16 protein-coding genes are annotated in these 17933 nt (G+C 72.8%); 7 read left to right on the top strand and 9 right to left on the bottom strand.

Annotated elements, in window-relative coordinates; genetic code table 11:
- Positions 1–169 precede the first annotated feature (169 nt).
- Complete coding sequence (locus FSY66_RS05735; RefSeq protein ID WP_186304435.1) at positions 170–976, top strand: DUF4190 domain-containing protein; 807 nt, start codon at positions 170–172, stop codon at positions 974–976.
- Between the two features lie 75 nt (positions 977–1051).
- Here FSY66_RS05735 and hisN read toward each other — a convergent pair whose 3' ends face one another.
- From hisN to FSY66_RS05715, 4 genes are read right to left on the bottom strand one after another with little or no spacing between them, the layout of a single operon-like run.
- On the bottom strand, positions 1052–1843 hold the full coding sequence (gene hisN / locus FSY66_RS05730; RefSeq protein WP_144792081.1) for a histidinol-phosphatase: 792 nt from the start codon (positions 1841–1843) through the stop codon (positions 1052–1054).
- Positions 1844–1864: 21 nt separating this feature from the next.
- Positions 1865–2968 (bottom strand): ribosome small subunit-dependent GTPase A, encoded by a 1104-nt coding sequence (gene rsgA / locus FSY66_RS05725; RefSeq protein ID WP_260853494.1) that lies wholly within the window; start codon positions 2966–2968, stop codon positions 1865–1867.
- A complete protein-coding gene (aroA, locus tag FSY66_RS05720) occupies positions 2955–4487 on the bottom strand; it encodes a 3-phosphoshikimate 1-carboxyvinyltransferase (protein WP_144792077.1) in 1533 nt (510 codons plus the stop codon). The genes rsgA and aroA overlap by 14 nt, the downstream gene beginning before the upstream one ends.
- A 46-nt stretch (positions 4488–4533) precedes the next feature.
- Positions 4534–5184, bottom strand: coding sequence for a DoxX family membrane protein (locus FSY66_RS05715; RefSeq protein WP_144792075.1), 651 nt, complete (start codon positions 5182–5184; stop codon positions 4534–4536).
- A gap of 333 nt (positions 5185–5517) precedes the next feature.
- Here FSY66_RS05715 and FSY66_RS05710 point away from each other — a divergent pair, with 333 nt between their 5' ends.
- Entirely contained in the window at positions 5518–6318 is an 801-nt protein-coding gene (locus FSY66_RS05710; RefSeq protein ID WP_313955536.1) for a sigma-70 family RNA polymerase sigma factor, read from the top strand.
- Positions 6319–6320: 2 nt separating this feature from the next.
- On the top strand, positions 6321–6689 hold the full coding sequence (rsrA, locus tag FSY66_RS05705; RefSeq protein ID WP_144792072.1) for a mycothiol system anti-sigma-R factor: 369 nt from the start codon (positions 6321–6323) through the stop codon (positions 6687–6689).
- A gap of 141 nt (positions 6690–6830) precedes the next feature.
- On the opposite strand, the gene FSY66_RS13100 is transcribed toward rsrA, so the two are convergent.
- From FSY66_RS13100 to FSY66_RS05695, 3 genes are all read right to left on the bottom strand, one after another.
- Positions 6831–6905: a 50S ribosomal protein bL37 gene (locus tag FSY66_RS13100; protein ID WP_396350882.1), complete on the bottom strand. Its 75-nt coding sequence runs from the start codon at positions 6903–6905 to the stop codon at positions 6831–6833.
- Between the two features lie 146 nt (positions 6906–7051).
- A complete protein-coding gene (locus FSY66_RS05700) occupies positions 7052–7651 on the bottom strand; it encodes a DUF459 domain-containing protein (protein WP_144792070.1) in 600 nt (199 codons plus the stop codon).
- 253 nt (positions 7652–7904) lie between these two features.
- Positions 7905–11648 (bottom strand): multifunctional oxoglutarate decarboxylase/oxoglutarate dehydrogenase thiamine pyrophosphate-binding subunit/dihydrolipoyllysine-residue succinyltransferase subunit, encoded by a 3744-nt coding sequence (locus FSY66_RS05695; RefSeq protein WP_396350878.1) that lies wholly within the window; start codon positions 11646–11648, stop codon positions 7905–7907.
- A 249-nt stretch (positions 11649–11897) separates the two neighbouring features.
- Here FSY66_RS05695 and guaB1 point away from each other — a divergent pair, with 249 nt between their 5' ends.
- From guaB1 to FSY66_RS05675, 4 genes are all read left to right on the top strand, one after another.
- Complete coding sequence (guaB1, locus tag FSY66_RS05690) at positions 11898–13379, top strand: GMP reductase (RefSeq protein ID WP_144792066.1); 1482 nt, start codon at positions 11898–11900, stop codon at positions 13377–13379.
- A 129-nt stretch (positions 13380–13508) separates the two neighbouring features.
- The gene (locus tag FSY66_RS05685) at positions 13509–14639 is read left to right on the top strand and encodes a metal ABC transporter solute-binding protein, Zn/Mn family (RefSeq protein WP_144792063.1); all 1131 of its coding nucleotides are present in this window, start codon (positions 13509–13511) and stop codon (positions 14637–14639) included.
- Positions 14636–15514 carry a metal ABC transporter ATP-binding protein gene (locus FSY66_RS05680; protein WP_144792061.1) on the top strand — a complete coding sequence of 293 codons (879 nt, stop codon included), beginning with the start codon at positions 14636–14638 and terminating at the stop codon, positions 15512–15514. Before FSY66_RS05685 ends, FSY66_RS05680 begins: the two co-directional genes overlap by 4 nt.
- Complete coding sequence (locus tag FSY66_RS05675; protein WP_144792059.1) at positions 15511–16479, top strand: metal ABC transporter permease; 969 nt, start codon at positions 15511–15513, stop codon at positions 16477–16479. The genes FSY66_RS05680 and FSY66_RS05675 overlap by 4 nt, the downstream gene beginning before the upstream one ends.
- Here the strand turns inward: FSY66_RS05675 and FSY66_RS05670 are convergent.
- Positions 16401–17396 carry a diacylglycerol/lipid kinase family protein gene (locus FSY66_RS05670; protein ID WP_144792057.1) on the bottom strand — a complete coding sequence of 332 codons (996 nt, stop codon included), beginning with the start codon at positions 17394–17396 and terminating at the stop codon, positions 16401–16403. The genes FSY66_RS05675 and FSY66_RS05670 overlap by 79 nt on opposite strands.
- Positions 17393–17863: a Fur family transcriptional regulator gene (locus tag FSY66_RS05665; protein WP_144792055.1), complete on the bottom strand. Its 471-nt coding sequence runs from the start codon at positions 17861–17863 to the stop codon at positions 17393–17395. Before FSY66_RS05665 ends, FSY66_RS05670 begins: the two co-directional genes overlap by 4 nt.
- Positions 17864–17933 lie beyond the last annotated feature (70 nt).

Raw genomic sequence — 17933 nt, 5'->3', positions numbered from 1 at the left:
CCGGCCCGCCGGGGCGCTCTGCGCAGCCGAGCGTCCCGCGGCCGGGAGGACCACGGCAGGGCCCGCAGCGCATGCGCTGCGGGCCCTGCCGCATCTGCGTGCAGGGGCCCCCGGCCCGACGGGGCGCCGCAGCGGGTATGGGATGATGGGATCCGGACCGAGGACCCCCATGCTTCCCCAGGAGGAGACCGTGAGCTATCAGCCGCCCCAGAACAGTGACCAGTCGTCGCCGTGGTCCGGCGGCGAGGCCGCCCGCGACGGCGGCCCCCAGGGCCCGTCGCACGACGCGAGCCAGGACGCCCCTCGCTACGGCGTGCGGTCCTCCGACGGCGCGGCCCAGGGCTCCGAGGCGCAGCAGGGCGGGATCCCCCAGTACGGCCGCCGGGACGACGCCCGGGTCGGGGCGGAGTCGGGAGCCGGACGCGACTCCTACGGCCGGCCCGTCGGCTTCGGCTCCCAGCAGGCGCAGAGCGGCTACCAGCAGGCCCAGAGCGGCGGCGGTTATCAGCCGTCGCCGTACGGGGGCGCCGGGATGCAGAACCAGGACCCGTACACCCAGGGCGGCTACCAGCCTCGCGGCAGCGTCAAGGACGGACGCGGCATGGGCATCGCCGGTCTGGTGCTGGGCATCATCAGCCTGCTGCTGTGCTGGCTGCTCGGGCTGTTCATCATCACCGCGATCATCGGCCTCATCCTCTCGATCATCGCTCTGGTGCGGGCCTCCAGGGCCCGGGCCGGCAAGGGCTTCGGCATCGCGGGCGTGATCCTCAACGGCATCGCCCTGCTGCTCAACGCGCTCATGCTGGTCTTCACCCTGATCCTCGGGGCCGGCATGGCCCAGATCTTCAGCGACCCGGACCTGCGCGCCTGCTTCGACACCCTCTCCAACTCGGAGATGACGACCCAGGACCAGGCCGACTTCGAGCAGTGCATCGACGACGGCATGGACCAGCAGCTCGAGCAGACCACGTCCTGAGCGGCGACCACAGGCAGCACGAGGGGCCGAGGCGCGATGCCTCGGCCCCTCGTCGTGCCCGGGCCGATAGGGGCGTCAGCTCCCGATCAGCTCCAGCATCTGGTCGTGGAGCAGCCCGTTGCTGGCAGCGGCATCGCCGCCGAACGGGCCGGGGGCGCCGTCGAGACCGGTGAAGCGCCCGCCCGCCTCCTCGACGATGGGCACCAGGGCCGCCATGTCGTAGAGGTTCAGCTCGGGCTCGGCCGCCAGGTCCACGGTGCCCTCGGCCACGAGGCAGTACGACCAGAAGTCGCCGTAGGCGCGCGTGCGCCAGACCCGGTCGGTGAGCTCCAGGAAGTCCTCGCGGCGGCCGCGCTGCCTCCAGCCGCTGAGCGAGGAGTACGACAGCGATGCGTCCTCGAGCCGGTCCACGCGGGAGACGCCGAGCCGCTCCGCCTTGGCCAGCGAGCGTCCGGCCCACGCCCCGGTCCCGGCTCCGGCCCACCAGCGCCGCTGCAGGGCCGGCGCCGAGACCATGCCGACGACGGGGACGCCGTCGTCGATCAGCGCGATCAGCGTGGCCCACACCGGCACGCCGCGCACGAAGTTCTTGGTGCCGTCGATCGGGTCCACGACCCACTGCCGGGGACCGGAGCCGGTCGTCCCGAACTCCTCGCCGAGCACGGAGTCGCGATTGCGCACCCGGGCCAGCTGCGCGCGGATGAGGCGCTCGGCATCGCGATCGGCGTCCGTCACGGGGGTCAGATCGGGCTTGGTGTCGACCTGCAGGTCCTGGGACCTGAAGCGGCCCATCGTGAGGGCGTCGACCGAGTCGGCGAGCACGTGGGCGAGGCGGAGGTCGTCGGTGTAGGAACCTTGAGGGCGCATGCGCCCCAGGCTAGCCGAGGGTCAGCCGCCCAGGGCCTTGGCGTCCGACTCCGCCTCGTGTCCCGCTCCGAGCAGGCGGCGCAGCGAGTCGAGCCGCTCGGCCCCGGCATCGCCTGCCCGCCCCTCGGCCACCCATGCATCCAGGGCGCAGCCCGGGGCGTCCGCGAGGTGGGTGCATCCCTTGGGGCACTCGGCGATGGCGGGGGCGAGCTCGTCGAAGGCCTCGACGATCCGGTCCGGCTCCACATGGGCGAGTCCGAAGGAGCGCACCCCGGGCGTGTCGATGATCCACGTGCCCGCGGGGGATTCCGGGATGCGCAGCGCCAGGGCCGACGACGACGTGTGCCGCCCCCGCCCGGTCACGGCGTTCACGCCGCCGGTCGCGCGGTCGGCTCCCGTCAGCGCATTGACGAGGGTGGACTTGCCCACGCCGGAGTGCCCGAGCATCACGGAGACCCGGCCGAGCAGCTGCTCGCGCAGGACCTCGACCATCCCGGGGTCCAGGGGAAGGGAGTCGTCGCGCGCCTCGGCGGACCCGGCCGCCCCGGAGGTCAGGACGGCGAGGTCGAGAGCCCCGTAGTGCTCGATGAGGGGCGCGGGGTCCTGCAGATCGGTCTTGGTGACGATCAGCAGCGGCTCGATGCCGGCGTCGTAGGCGGCCACGAGCGAGCGGTCGATGAAGCCCGTGCGCGGCTCGGGGTGGGCCGCGGCCACCACGATCACGAGCCGATCCGCATTGGCCACGACCACACGCTCGACGGGGTCGGTGTCATCGGCGCTGCGGCGCAGCAGGCTCGAGCGCTCCTCGAGCCGCACGAGCCGAGCCAGGGTGTCGGTGCCGCCGGACGTGTCGCCCACCAGGCCGACCAGGTCCCCGGCGACGATCGGCGTGCGGCGCAGCTGCTTGGCGCGCACGGCCGTGACGAGGCGCTCGTCATCGCCCGACTCGTCGACGACGGCCGTGCACCGGCCGCGGTCCACGGACACGATGCGTCCGGTCACGGCGTGGTCGTACGACGGGCGCTCCTTGGTGCGCGGCCGGGAGCCCTTCTTGTTGGCCCGGACCCGGACGTCGGACTCGTCGAGCTCGGTCCAGGACCTGGTGCCCCGATCAGCGCGCGCCACGATCGTCCTGCGGGCTCGTGCGCCCGTCGGCGGGGGCAGAGGACGAGGCGGTCCCGGGCGCGGATGCATCGCGACCTCGAGGGACCGCGGGCTGCGAGCCCGTCCCCAGGAGCGAATCGGTGACCATGTCGGCCCACAGCTGGGGGAACTGCGGCAGCGTCTTGGCGGTCGTGCCGATGTCCTCGACCTGCACGCCGTCCACGACCAGCCCGAGCACCGCGCCCGCGGTGGCCATGCGGTGGTCCTCGTAGGAGCGGAGGACGGCGGCATGCAGCGGGGCGGGCTCGATCCGCAGGCCGTCGTCGGTCTCCTGCGCCCGACCGCCGAGACGGCGGATCTCGGCGACGAGGGCGACCAGCCGGTCCGTCTCATGGCCGCGCAGATGTGCGATCCCGCGCAGGACCGACGGGGAGTCGGCCGTCGCGCAGATCGCCGCGACCGTGGGGGCCAGCTCCCCGGCCTCGGACAGGTCCAGGTCCACGCCGCGCACGGCCCGCGGGCCGGTGACCGTGAACGTGCCCAGCTCGCCGCCCCGATCCTCCGCGAGCTCCGCCGAGGCGCCGAAGGACGGGAGGATCTCGCGCCAGCGGGCCCCGCCCTGAGTGGTGCGCAGCGGCCAGCGGGGGATCGACACCGTGCCGCCGGTGACGACGGCGGCGGCCAGGAACGGCCCGGCATTGGAGAGGTCCTGCTCGACCGCCAGATCGACCGCGCCGATCGGGCCGGGGGGCACGGACCACGACGCGGGCCGGGCGGCTTCTGCCGCCACGCCGGAGCGCCGCAGCGATGCGAGGGTCATCTCCACGTGCGGCATGGACGGGACCCCCTCGCCGCCGGGCGAGTCATGGCGCAGGCGCAGGCCGCGGTCGAAGCGGGCGGCCACCAGCAGCAGGGCCGAGACGAACTGGGAGGACACGGAGGCGTCGATGCTCAGCTCGCCGCCGGGCACCGCCGCCCGTCCGATCACGGCGAACGGCAGCCGGCCCGGCTCGCCGAGCTCCTGGACCTCCGTGCCCAGGCCGCGCAGCGCCTCGATGACGGGGCCCATGGGGCGGCGCAGGGCCGCGGCATCGCCGTCGAACACGGTGCGTCCCGGAACGAGCGCGGCCAGGGCCGGGACGAAGCGCATGACGGTCCCCGCCAGACCGCAGTCGATCCGGCGCTCGGGGAGCTCGCCGCCGCGATCCGCCGCGGTCCTGCGCAGCTGCTCGAAGGGGATCGGCGTGACGACCCAGTCGTCGCCGAAGTCGCCCTGTCCCGGTGCGTCCTCGACCCCTGCGCCCAGCTCGCGCAGGGCCTGGGCCATGAGCTCGGTGTCCCGGGAGCGCAGCGGGGCGCGCAGCCGGGACGGAGCCTGCGCCGCGGCGGCCAGCACGAGCCAGCGGCAGGTCAGGGACTTGGACCCGGGGACCGTGAGGGAGGACCGGACGGGGCGGGAGCCGACGAAAGGAGCCGGCCACAGCGGTTTCGCTGCGCCCGGCTCCTCGCGGTCGTGCTCCTCGGGGAGATCGCGGGTCACGCAGTGCTCCGTTCGAGGATCATCGAGGTGATCGAGGCGGCCCCGATCAGCGGTTCTTCTTGGCCTTCTTCTGGGCCTTCTTGGCGGCCTTCTGGGCCTGCTTGATGCGCTCGGCCGAGCGCTTCTGCGCCTGCTCGGCGGCCTTCTTGGCGGCCTTGCGGGAGCCCTTGGTGGACTTGGCCGCGGTCTTCTGGGCCTGCTCGAGCCGCTTGGAGGCGTCCGAGCCGAAGGAGTTGGCGGACTTGGTCGCCGAGTTCACGAAGTGCCGGGCGCGCCAGGCCAGCGACGGGCGGCCGTTGGTGTCCACCGCGGCCAGCATGGTGGCGCCGATCAGCGAGACGTTCTTGAGGCCCGAGCTGCGGCGGGCGGCCTTCTGCTCCTTGGTGCCGTGCTCGGTGGCCTGGAAGTCCACGTAGGCGTTGAGGCTCGCGGTCACGACCAGCACCGAGGCGGCCGCCCGGGGGAACTTGCCCAGGCCGTAGGCCACGCCCGCGGCGACCTGGGTGGCGGCCAGGCCCTGCGCCACGACAGCGCTGTTGGACACGGCCGACTTGGCCTGCGGGACCGCTCGCTCGACGCCGGTCAGGACCGGGGCCAGGTGCTCGGCGGACGTGGACGAGTTGCGGAACCCGTCGATGCCGTTCACGACGAAGCCGGTGGCCAGCAGCGGGCGGGCGATGATGCGGACGATGCTCATGGGGGTCCTCCTGGATGTACTGGCGGTCCGGGGATGCTCGGACCGGTGGCCCGTTTCACCGGCCTCCACCATCCTAACCAGGCTGTCGGACGCGGCGCCCGTGCGCGTCGAAGTCGGGCGCGTGCCGCCACGGCATCGGCCGCCGGCCGTCCGCGGTCCGGCGGCGTGCGCAGCACCGCGGACGAGCCCGCGGAATAGTCGGATGTCCCCGCCCGTTGTGCTCCAGGACCGCCGGGGATCCGGCGTCCACGACCAGCGAGGGAGAGGGCAGCCGTCATGCCGACAGCCGCGGGCACCCGGGACGGCGCCGCCGTCCGCCTAGACTCGTCCGCGATGAGCGATGCAGACAACTCCGCGGCCCCGTCCCTGCGCACCCTGCGGGCCGAGCCTCCCGAGCACGGCGACGCCGCGCCGGGCGCGGACGAGCAGGTCGAGACGGTGCGCGTCGAGGACGAGACCCCCGAGCAGCGGGCCGAGCGCTTCGAGCGCGAGGCCATGGTCTACGTGGATCAGCTCTACGCGGCCGCGCTGCGCATGGCGCGCAATGCGGCCGACGCCGAGGATCTGGTCCAGGAGGCCTACACCAAGGCGTTCTCGGCGTTCCACCAGTACCGCCCGGGGACGAACCTGAAGGCCTGGCTCTACCGGATCCTGACGAACACGTACATCAACCTGTACCGCAAGCGCCAGCGCGAGCCCAAGCAGGCGGACACGGACACGGTCGAGGACTGGCAGCTGCACCGCGCGGAGCAGCACACGTCCTCGGGACTGCGCTCCGCGGAGGTCGAGGCCCTCGACCATTTGCCGGACACGGACGTCAAGCGCGCCCTGCAGGAGCTGCCCGACGACTTCCGCATGGCGGTGTACCTCTCCGACGTCGAGGGGTTCGCCTACAAGGAGATCGCCGAGATCATGGGCACCCCGATCGGGACCGTGATGTCGCGGCTGCACCGCGGTCGCCGGCTCCTGCGCGAGATGCTCGGCGACTACGCGGCCGAGCGCGGGATCGACACGACCAAGGGCGGGCGCCGCAAGTCGTCGACCACGCAGAGCGCGGGCGAGGACGCCAGGTCCGCCGCCGCCTCCCGGGCCCGCAGCGCGCACAGCACCACCGACGAGAAGCAGAAGGACTGAACATGACCGACCGCCAGCACGACGATGCCGGGGCCGCCTCGAGCTGCGGCTGCTCGGACACCCAGCTCCAGCGGATCCACGAGTACCTGGACGGCGCCCTGACCGTCGAGGACGTCCAGGAGATCGCGGACCACCTCGAGCAGTGCCCCGACTGCACCCACGAGCACGACCTGGAGCAGTTCATCCGCTCGGCCGTCAAGCGCTCGTGCACCGAGACGGCACCGGAGACCCTGCGCTCGTCGATCATCGCGAAGATCCACGAGGCCTGCGGCGAGCCGGGCTCGACCGGCGACAGCCCGGCCGATGCCGGCTCGGCGGCGGACGGCCCGGGCGCGGGGGAGCGGTCCGCGCAGCGCAGCCGCACTGGCTGAGGCACGCCGTTCCCGCACGTGCGGTGCGGGGTGCCCCCCCCCCCCCCGGCACGACGAAGGCCCCGACCGGAGTGCTCGGATGTTCCGAGCCGCCCTGGTCGGGGCCTTCGCCGTCGGCTGCGCCGGTCCTGCCCTGCGGGCTCAGGAGTTGGGGCGCTTGCCGTGGTTCGCGTTGTTCTTCTTGCGGTCCTTGCGCTTGCGTCCACGCTTGCTCATGCGTGCCTCCTCTTCGGGTCGTCGGGAGCCCGCGGGCCGGTCGGCGCTGAGGCCGCCCGTGGCCGGTCGCGGGCATCCGCCCATTGTTCCACATCCGTGCGGACCGGGTGAACGGCGCCGGATGGCCCCTCGCGGATGCGGGGGGGTCACTGGGGCTCGGGCAGATCCAGCCAGGAGTACCAGCCGCGATGCAGGACGAGCCACGCGATGAGGCCGTAGCCGGCCTGCCCGGGTCTGCCGTCGTTGGACGAGAGGTCCTTGCGCCACTGCTCGTGATGCTGCAGCGGATTGAAGGTGTCGACGTAGATGTGGTTGCGGCGCGTCACGACGTCGGCGAAGGCCGCGGACAGGTCGGCGATGCGGCGGTTGCGGTCCGGATCCAGGGTGGGCGGGGGACCGACCACGAGGACCCGGACGTTGGACTGCGCGGCGGTGTCGACCATGTTGGCCATGTGCAGGCGCGAGCGCGCCGTGGTGATGGACAGATCGACGTCGCGGGTGGACGGCGCGATCACCAGGCGGTTGTCGGCCCCGGGGGAGAACCGCAGGGAGGCCTCGCCGAACCAGCGGTCGTTGAGGGCCTCGCTGCCCTCGCCCGGAGCGGCCAGGACGTAGGACGAGATCGGGACGACGTCATGGGGCGTGCGGGCGAGCACGCGGCCGTACCAGCCCAGCGCTCGGGGGTCGCCGTCACCGGCCAGCAGCTCGTCGCCGACCGCGACCATTCTGATCCTGCGTTGCTCCACGGGGTTCCTCTTCTTGGGGTCGTCGCTGTTGATCTGTGCGGCTCCGCCCGCAGACCCGGCGACGGGGTGCTCGCAGGGCGGGGCTGCCGGGTCGAGGGCCGCGCGGGGGCGCCGCCGCTGGGCCCACGGTACATCGTGTCACGCCCGGCTCAGGCAGGGCGGGGACCACGCGCACCGGCGCCCGGCCCCGCCGGAAGCGGCAGGACCGGGCGCCGGTGCCTCTGCTGCGTGTGCGCGCGAGCCGGACGTCGGCTCAGCGCTCGTCGAAGAGCTCCTCGATGAGGGTCTCGAGCTCGAGCGCGTGGCGCTTGGCCGAACCGGCCGCCGGCGAGGCCGAGGCGGGCCGGGAGATCAGCCGGACGCGGCGATCCAGCTCGGGGACCAGGTTGACCGCCATGAAGGGCCACGGCCCCTGGTTGGCCGGCTCGTCCTGTGCCCACACGACGTCGGCCTCCGGGTACTTGGCCAGCTCGGCCCGGATCTCCTCGAGCGGCAGCGGGTACAGCTGCTCGACGCGCACGATCGCCGTCGTGCGGTCGTCGTCCTTCTCCCGGCGGGAGGCCAGGTCGTAGTACAGCCGACCCGAGGTGAGCACGACGTGCGTGACCTTCTCCGCGTCCAGCTCGGCCTGATCCTCGATCACGGGGCGGAACGCGCCGTTCGTGAAGTCCTCGAGCTGCGAGCTGGCCGCCTTGAGGCGCAGCAGCTGCTTGGGCGCGGCCACGACCAGCGGCTTGCGCGGACGGGCGTAGGCCTGCCGGCGCAGCAGGTGGAAGTGGTTGGCCGGCGTCGACGGCTGCGCCACGATCATGTTCTTCTCGGCGCACAGCGTCAGGAACCGCTCGATGCGGGCCGAGGAGTGATCCGGGCCCTGGCCCTCGAAGCCGTGCGGCAGGAGCATGACCAGCGACGAGCGCTGGCCCCACTTCTGCTCGGCCGAGGAGATGAACTCGTCCACGACCGTCTGGGCGCCGTTGATGAAGTCGCCGAACTGCGCCTCCCACACGGTCAGCGCATCCGGGCGCTCGACCGAGTAGCCGTACTCGAAGCCGAGCACGCCGTACTCGGAGAGCAGCGAGTTGTAGATCGCCAGGGACTCCTGGTCGTCGACCAGCCCGTTGATCGGGACCCACGGCTCGCCCGTCTCGTTGTCGAACAGGACCGCGTGGCGCTGGGTGAACGTGCCGCGCTGGACGTCCTGGCCCGACATGCGCACCGGGATGCCCTCCATGAGCAGCGACCCGAAGGCCATGATCTCGCCCATGCCCCAGTCGATGCCGCCGTCGACGGTCATCTTGGCGCGGCGCTCGAGCAGCTTGGTCAGCTTGCGGTGCACCGTGAAGCCCTCGGGGGACTCCAGGTGGGCCTCGCCCAGGCGGCGGGCGGTCTCCTGCGAGATCGCGGTCGAGCTCGGGATCGAGACCCCGGAGTCGGTCTGCTGGGCGGAGGGCCGCTCGATGTTCGAGATCGCGGCGGCGTCGCCGGTGACCAGCGGGGTGTCGGAGGTCTGCGCCTCGTGGGTCTCGGTGAAGACCCGCTCCAGGCGCTCCTGGTAGTCCTTGAGCGCGCGATCGGCCTCGTCCTGGCTGATGTCGCCCCGGCCCACCAGGTTCTCGGTGTAGACGCGGCGGGTCGAGCGCTTCTGGTCGATCGCGTCGTACATCACCGGCTGGGTCATCGAGGGGTCGTCGCCCTCGTTGTGGCCGCGGCGGCGGTAGCAGATCAGGTCGATCACGACGTCCTTGTGGAACCGCTCGCGGTACTCGAAGGCCAGCTGGCCCACGTGCGTGACGGCCTCGGGATCATCGGCGTTGACGTGGAACGTCGGCACCTGCACCGAGCGCGAGACGTCGGTCGAGTAGGTCGACGAGCGCCCGGCCTCCGGCCCCGTGGTGAAGCCGATCTGGTTGTTGACCACGATGTGCACGGTGCCGCCCACGGCGTAGGCGGGCAGCTGGGCCATCTGCATGACCTCGTACACCACGCCCTGGCCGGTCATGGCGGCGTCGCCGTGGACCTGGATCGGCAGCACCGGGAAGGTGCCGTCGCCCTCCGGGCCGGCGCCCAGGACGTCGGTCTTGGCGCGGGCCACGCCCTCGATGACCGGGTCGGCGGCCTCGAGGTGCGACGGGTTGGCGCCCAGGTAGACCTGGGTCTGGTTGCCGGCATCCGAGGTGAAGGTGCCCTCGGTGCCCAGGTGGTACTTGACGTCGCCGGAGCCCTCGGCGCGGGGGTCCTGCCCGCCCTCGAACTCCTGGAAGACCTGCGCGTAGGACTTGCCCGCGATGTTCGTGAGCACGTTGAGGCGCCCGCGGTGGGCCATGGCGATGGCGACGCCCGCCAGGCCCTCGTCGGCGGCGTCCGAGATCACCGCGTCGAGCAGCGGGATCAGGGATTCGCCGCCCTCGAGGGAGAAGCGCTTCTGGCCGACGTACTTGGTCTGGAGGAAGGTCTCGAAGGCCTCTGCCGCGTTGAGGCGGCTCAGGATGCGGAACTGCTCCTCGCGGGAGGGCTTGGTGTAGCCCTTCTCCAGGCGCTCCTGGAAGAACTCGCGCTCCTCCGGGGACTCGAGGTGCATGTACTCGACGCCGATCGTGCGGCAGTAGGCATCGCGCAGCAGGCCGAGGATCGTGCGCAGGCTCAGCAGGCGGGCACCGCCGAAGCCGCCCGTGGGCCACTCGCGGTCCAGGTCCCACAGGGACAGGCCGTACGTGCGGACGTCGAGGTCCGGGTGGCTGCGCTGCTCGTAGCCCAGCGGGTTGATCGCGGCCATGAGGTGCCCGCGCACGCGGTAGGCGTGGATGAGCTGCTGGATCCGGGCGACCTTGTTGACCTCGGTCTCCGGGTTCACCTGGTTGTCCACGACCCAGCGGGCCGGCTCGTAGGGGATCTTCAGCGCGCGGAAGACCTCGTCCCAGAACTCGTCGCCGAGCAGGTAGGACTCGATCAGCTTGAGGAACTCGCCCGAGCCGGCGCCCTGGATGACGCGGTGGTCGTAGGTCGAGGTCAGCGTGATGACCTTGGAGATCGCGTTGTGGGCGAGCGTGCGGGGGGAGGCCCCGCGGAACTCCGCCGGGTAGTCCAGCGCGCCCACGCCCACGATCGTGGCCTGGCCCTTGGACAGGCGGGGCACGGAGTGCACGGTGCCGATGCCGCCCGGGTTGGTCAGCGAGACCGTGGTGCCCGAGTAGTCGTCCATGGTCAGCTCGCCCTTGCGGGCGCGTCCGACCATGTCCTCGTAGGCATCCCAGAACTCGCGGAAGCTCAGGTCCTCGGCGCCCTTGATGTTCGGCACGACGAGGTTGCGCGAGCCGTCCTTGTTGGGCAGGTCGATCGCCAGGCCGAAGTTGACGTGCGCCGGGCGGATCGCGACCGGCTTGCCGTCCTGCTCGTCGTAGGTGACGTTCATGGGCGGCATGTTCTTCAGCGCCTTGACGACGGCGTACCCGATCAGGTGGGTGAAGGACACCTTGCCGCCGCGGTTGCGGGCGAGGTGGGAGTTGATGATGATCCGGTTGTCGATCAGCAGCTTGGCCGGGACGGCGCGCACCGTGGTGGCCGTGGGGACCGACAGGGAGGCCTCCATGTTCGCGGCGACGGCCTTGGCCGGGCCGCGCAGCTTCACCACCTCGTCCTGCGGCTCGTCCTGGGACTGCTCTGCGGATCCTGCCGAGGTGGACTCCACGGGGGTGCTCTCCTGGGTGCTCTTGGGGGTGGTCTTCTGGGATGAGGGCTGCGGGGCCTTCGCCGGCTTCGACGCCTGCTGCGGGGCCTCGGAGGCCGAGCGCTCGCTCTTCTCCGACCCGGCTCCGGCGCTGCCGGACGCGGCGGCGTCGTCCGCACCGGATGCCGCGGCACGGTCCATGGACTCGAACACCGGCCACCAGTCCCGATCGACCGCGTCGCGGTCCTCGCGGTAGCGCTCGTAGAGGTCCTCGACCAGCCACTCGTTGCCCGCGAACTCTTCCGGGATCAGATCTCGTGGTGTGCTTGGCACGTGCCTACGCCTCATTCTGTCGTCAAGTGTCCTGCGACCGCCGTCGGCGGCGCAGGAGAGCGGCACGCGGGGCCCCGCTCCGGCCGGCGGCTCGTCGTCGAGCCGCCCGTCCCGGCTCGCTCCGGGACGGGCCGGAAGCGCTGCGCCCGGGTGCGCTCATATGCATTCGGAGTCTAGTGGGGCGAGTCGGCCAGGGCCAGCAGGTTCGAGCCGTGCGGCCGCCCGCGCACCCGGGCCTAGACTCGGCCCGTGCGATTCCTCAACACCCCCGTCACCGACCTCACCTACGACGACGCGTTCCTGATCCCGTCCTCCTCGCGGATCACCTCGCGCTTCGACGTCGATCTGGGCGTCTCGGATCCCACCGGCTCCACCATCCCCCTCGTGGCGGCCAACATGACCGCCGTGACGGGCAAGCGCATGGTCGAGACCATGGCCCGCAGGGGCGGACTCGGCGTGCTCCCGCAGGACCTGCCGCTCGAGGTCATCGCCCGGGAGACGGCATGGGTCAAGCAGCGTCCGCAGCGCTTCCTCTCCGCGCGGACCATGCGCGCCGAGGACTCGGTGCACGACGCCCGAGCGCGCATGCACGAGTACGCGCACGGCAGCGTCCTGGTCGTCGACGGCCCCGGACAGCTCCTGGGCCTCGTCCAGGAGCCCGACTGCCGCGAGGTGGACCGGTTCACCCCGCTGCGCTCGGTGATGCGCACGGATCTGCCCGCGGTCCCCGCGAGGGATCTCGCGGGGGACGACGAGTCCGCCGCGCCGTCGGCGCTCGTGCCCGTGATGGCCGCGGTCAGCGCCCGGCTGAGCGAGGCCCGCAGCGAGGTCGCCCCGGTCGTCTCCGACGACGGGACCGCGCTGGGCGTCATCACCCGCCAGGCCGCGGTGCGCTCGACCATCTACGAGCCCAACCTCGACGCCGGCGGCAGGCTGAAGGTCGCGGCGGCGATCGGGATCAACGGGGACGTCGAGGCCCGGGCCGGGGCCCTGATCGAGGCGGGGGTCGACGTGCTCGTGGTCGACACCGCCCACGGCCACCAGCGGAAGATGATGCAGGCCCTCGCCGCGGTGCGCGCCGCGGCGCCGTCGCACCCCATCGTGGCCGGCAACGTGGTGACGGCCGACGGCGTCCGGGACCTGCTCGGCGCCGGGGCGGACATCGTCAAGGTCGGCGTGGGCCCCGGGGCCATGTGCACCACCCGGATGATGACCGCCGTGGGCCGCCCGCAGCTGTCCGCCGTGCTCGAATGCGCCGAAGCGGCGGCTGATCTGGGCGGACACGTGTGGGCCGACGGCGGCGTCAAGCACCCGCGCGACGCCGCCCTGGCGCTGGCCGCCGGGGCCGGTCAGGTCATGGTCGGGTCGTGGTTCGCCGGCACGTACGAGGGCCCCGGGGAGCTGAACCGGGCAGCCGACGGGCGCCTCTACAAGGAGAGCTTCGGCATGGCCTCGACGCGCGCCGTGCTGCATCGCACGGAGGGCCTCGAGGCCTTCGAGCGCTCGCGCCGCGCCCTGTTCGAGGAGGGCATCTCCAGCTCCAAGATGTACCTGGATCCGCGCCGCCCCGGCGTCGAGGATCTCGTCGATCACATCACCGCCGGCGTGCGCAGCTCCATGACCTACGCAGGGGCCTCCGACCTGCGGCAGTTCGCCGATCGGGCAGTGCTCGGCATCCAGAGCCGCTCGGGCTACGAGGAGGGGCAGGCGCGCTCCGAGAGCTGGAGCTGACGCGCGGGCCGTCGACGGAGCGCCGGTCTGCTAGGGTCTCCCCTGCTCATGAAAATCATTATCAACAAGACCCCCGCGGTCGGTTGATGAGACCCGCGGCCGCCTCGGCCGCTTAGATCGGATCCCGCCATGCGCTCTGCACAGGACGTCGCCCGCGCCTGCCTCTCCGCCGCGGCCCATGATGGCCGCTGCGTCGGCCCCTCCCGTCGTCGCGGACCGGGCCGTGCGCCACGGCGACTCACGACGGCCGCAGCGGCCGGGGCCGGGCTCCTGGCGCTGGCCGGCTGCTCCGCGCCCGCCGGCGGTTCCGGCGGGGACGACGAGAAGCTGCAGGTCGTGACCTCGACCTCGGTCTACGCCGAGATCGCCCGCGAGGTCGCCGGCCCCGAGGTCGAGGTCACTCCCGTGATCGACTCCGCGGCCCAGGACCCCCATTCCTACGAGGCCACGCCCCAGGACCGCCTGACGGTCGAGGACGCGGATCTCGTGATCGTCAACGGCGGCGGCTACGACGGCTTCATGGACGACCTGCTGGCCGGCTCGGCGGTGCCCGTCGTGGACGCGGTCGAGACCTCCGGTCTCCAGGACGGCGAGGGCGCGGCCGGCGGACACTCGCACGACAGCCCCGAGCACGCGCACGCCCACGAGGGCCACGACGACGGCGCGCAGCACGAGGGCGACGACCACGGAGGCCATGACCACGCCGGCCATGGCCACGGGTCCCACGGGCACGAGGGCCATGACCACGGCGGGTTCAACGAGCACGTCTGGTACGACCTGCCGTCCATGGAGGCGGTGGCCGATGCGGTGGGTCACGAGCTCGCCGAGCAGGACCCGGAGCACTCCGCGGACTACGAGGACCGGGCCCACGAGCTGGCCGGCAAGCTGCACGACCTGCACGAGCGGGCCGGGCGGCTCGAGCTCGAGGGCGACTTCCTGGCCACCGAGCCCGTGGCCGGGTACCTGCTGGAGGAGGCCGGGCTGGAGGATGCGACCCCCGAGGAGTTCACGGCAGCGATCGAGAGCGGCACCGACGTCCCGCCGCAGCTCTACCTGGAGGTCTCGCAGCTCGTCTCCGAGGACCGGATCGATCTCCTGGCCTTCAACGAGCACACCGCCAGCGGCCAGACCGAGCAGCTGCGCTCGACCGCGGAGGAGGAGGGCGTGGACGTCGCGTCCTTCACCGAGACCGTCCCCGAGGGGCAGAGCTACCTGCAGTGGATGGCCTCGAACGTCGAGACCCTGGAGGACCTGCGATGAGCGAGGAGCCCGTCGTCGACTTCCGGGCAGCGGGGCTGACCTTCGGCCGGCGGACCCTGTGGTCCGGACTGGACCTGCAGGTGCGCCCGGGGGAGTACATCGCCGTGCTGGGCGGCAACGGCACCGGCAAGACCTCGATGCTGCGCGTCCTGCTCGGCCTGCTGCCGCTGAGCGAGGGCTCGGTGCATGTGCTCGGGCATGCCCCGCGCCGGGGCTCGACCGAGATCGGCTACGTCCCGCAGCAGCGCGCCTTCCCCGCCGAGGCGCCCATGCGGGCCCGCGACCTGGTGGGCCTGGGCCTGGACGGGCACCGCTGGGGCCTGCGTCTGAGCGGCCGGCGGGAAGCCCGGCGGCGGATCGAGCAGTCCCTGGAGCGCGTGGGCGCCCTGGGCTATGCCGATGCACCGGTCGGCTCGCTGTCCGGCGGCGAGCAGCAGCGGCTGCGCATCGCCCAGGCCCTGATCACCGATCCGCGGCTGCTGCTCTTCGACGAGGCGCTGCTGTCGCTGGACCTGACCCGCCAGTCCGAGGTCGCCTCCCTCGTGGCCGAGCAGTCCCGCCGCACCGGTGCGGCGACGCTGTTCGTGACCCATGACGTCAACCCGATCATCGACGACGTCGACCGGGTCCTCTACCTGGCCAACGGCGCCTTCCGCATCGGCGCGCCGCAGGAGGTCCTGCGCTCCGAGGTGCTCAGCGAGCTCTACGGATCGCCCGTCGAGGTCGTGCGCGCCGGAGGGCGCGTGATCGTCGCCGGCGCCCAGCGCGAGGACGCCCACCACGTCGAGGACGTCGTGGAGCCCGTGATCGGCCACGCCTCCGATCCCTACATGGCACCGGGGGCCGAGGCCCCCGCGGAGAGGAGCCCGCGATGAGGGGGGATCTCACGCTGTCGGGCCTGCTGGAGCAGGTCTTCGTCTTCGACCGCTACGCGGAGGTGCTCGTGCTGCTGCAGAACTCGCTGTGGGCCGGAGCCCTGGTGGGGCTCGTCGGAGGGATCATCGGCACCTTCGTAGTGATGCGCGACATGCCCTTCTCCGTCCACGGCATCGCGGAGCTGTCCTTCGCCGGCGGGGCCATCGCGCTCCTGGCGGGGACCTCGATCGTGACCGGGTCGCTGATCGGCTCGGTGGTCGCCGCCCTGCTGATCGGGGTGCTGGGGGCCCGCTCCCGCGGGGCCAACTCGGTGGTGGGCGTGCTCATGCCCTTCGGGCTGGGCGTGGGGATCCTGGCGCTGTCGCTCTACCAGGGCCGCAGCGCCAATCAGTTCGCGCTGCTGACCGGTCAGATCGTCTCGGTCTCCGAGGTCCAGCTCGCGGCGCTGGCCGTGCTCTCCGTCGTGGTGATCGCCGGGCTGCTGGTGATCTGGCGGCCGCTGAGCTTCGCGAGCCTCGACCCGGCGGTGGCCCAGGCGCGCGGGGTGCCGCTGCGCGGGCTGTCGATCGTGTTCATGCTCCTGCTGGGCGTGGCCGTGGCGCTGTCGGTGCAGATCATCGGCGCGCTGCTCGTGCTGGCCCTGGTGGTCACCCCGGCTGCGGCGGCCATGAGCCTGACGGCCTCGCCGGGGCGGATCGTCGCGCTGTCGGTGCTCTTCGCGGAGCTCTCCATGGTGGGCGGCACGCTGCTCGCCCTGGGCGGATCCCTGCCCATCAGCCCCTACGTCACCACGATCTCGTTCCTGATCTGGGGCATCGCCGCGCTGATCGGCCGCAGGCGCGCGGCCGGCTCCGCGCGCGCCGACGCGCAGGGGAGCGGAACGGGTCAGAGCAGGACCGGCAGCGCCGCGGCGGCGACCGAGATGACCGCCGGGCCCGAGCCCACGCGCTCGCCGTCGGCGTAGACGCGCGTCTCGGCATCGATCTCGGCCGTCAGCGCCGGGATGATCTCGACCTCGCGCAGGTCCGTGTGGGTCCCGCGCATCAGCCGGGGGAAGAGCCGGAGGATGCGCCCGCGGGACAGGGCCCGGACCCGGAAGACCTCGAGGCGGCCGTCGAAGGGATCCGCACCGGGCACGATCCGCAGCCCGCCGCCGATCGACGACGTGCTGGCCACGGTCAGCATGAGGGTCCGCCGCCCGCTCAGGTGCGTGCGCCCGCCGGGCTCGTCGATCGCCAGGCCCATGAACGGCTGCCGGAAGCGCAGGACCTCGAACGGCAGGGCGGCCAGGTACTTGGCGCCCCCGCGGGGCCAGGACCAGGAGTTGGCCAGCTCGTTGACCGCCGCGTCGATCCCGCAGCAGGCGGCGGTCCCGAACCAGCGGCGCGTGCCGTCGGCGAGCTCGATGCGGCCCAGGTCCATCGCCCGCGGCCCCTCATCCAGGCGGCGCAGCACGCGGCCCGCGGCCATCTCCGGGTCGTCCTCCGGCAGGCGCATGTGCCGGGCGAGGTCGTTGCCGGTGCCGGCCGGGACCAGCCCGAACGGGATCGGGGCCCCGCCCAGGGCGCGGCGCTCCATGAGCACGTTGAGGACCGTGTGGGCCATGCCGTCGCCGCCGACGGCGACCACGGCGGCCGGGGGCCGGGCCTCCTCCTCCGCCCGGGCGAGCCTGCGGTGCAGCGAGGCGCCCCACGGAACCCCTGCGGAGGGGCCGCCTGCGTCCCGGCTGGTCTCCACGAGCTCGGTGCCGAAGCCCCCGGCGCGCAGCATCGCGGCGGTCCGCCGCACCGCGTCGGCCGAGGCGGCGCCCCGGCCGCGCGGATGGGCCACGAGGAGGATCAGGGGCTCCTGCTGCAGCGGGCCCGTCGCGGTGGGGCTCATGCGGGATCGGCTCCGTCCTCGGGGGCCCCGGCCGTGCCGTCGTCGTGAGCGCCGGCCGAGCACCGCGCGCACAGCCCGACGATCTCGATCGTGTGATCCACCTGCGTGAACCCGTGGTCCTCGGCGGTCCGGGCGGTCCAGCGCTCGATCTCGGGGGCCTGCAGCTCGACGGTCGCACCGCATCGCCGGCAGACCAGGTGGTGGTGGTGGTGCTCGGCGGCGCACTGCCGGTAGATGGACTCGCCGTCCTCGCTGCGCAGGACGTCGACCTCCCCGGTCTCGGCCATGGACTGCAGGATCCGGTAGGTCGTGGCCAGGGACACCGACTCGCCGCGCTCGCGCAGGGCGGCATGGAGGTCCTGCGTCGAGATGAAGTCGGCCTGCACGGACATGGCCGCCTGCACGGCGCGCCGCTGTCGCGTCACGCGCACGGCGGCCTGCGGCTGCGGGGCGGACTGCGTGCTCACGGGGCCTCCTCGACGATCGCGCCCGGCCTCGGAGGCACGGGCAGGGGCCCTGCCATGCTACCCGGGCCGA

The organism is Kocuria palustris (assembly GCF_007666205.1).
In the GTDB taxonomy this organism is placed as follows: domain Bacteria; phylum Actinomycetota; class Actinomycetes; order Actinomycetales; family Micrococcaceae; genus Kocuria; species Kocuria palustris_A.
The sequence above is the reverse complement of the archived record's forward strand: the minus strand, read 5'-3'. Positions and strand labels throughout refer to the sequence as shown.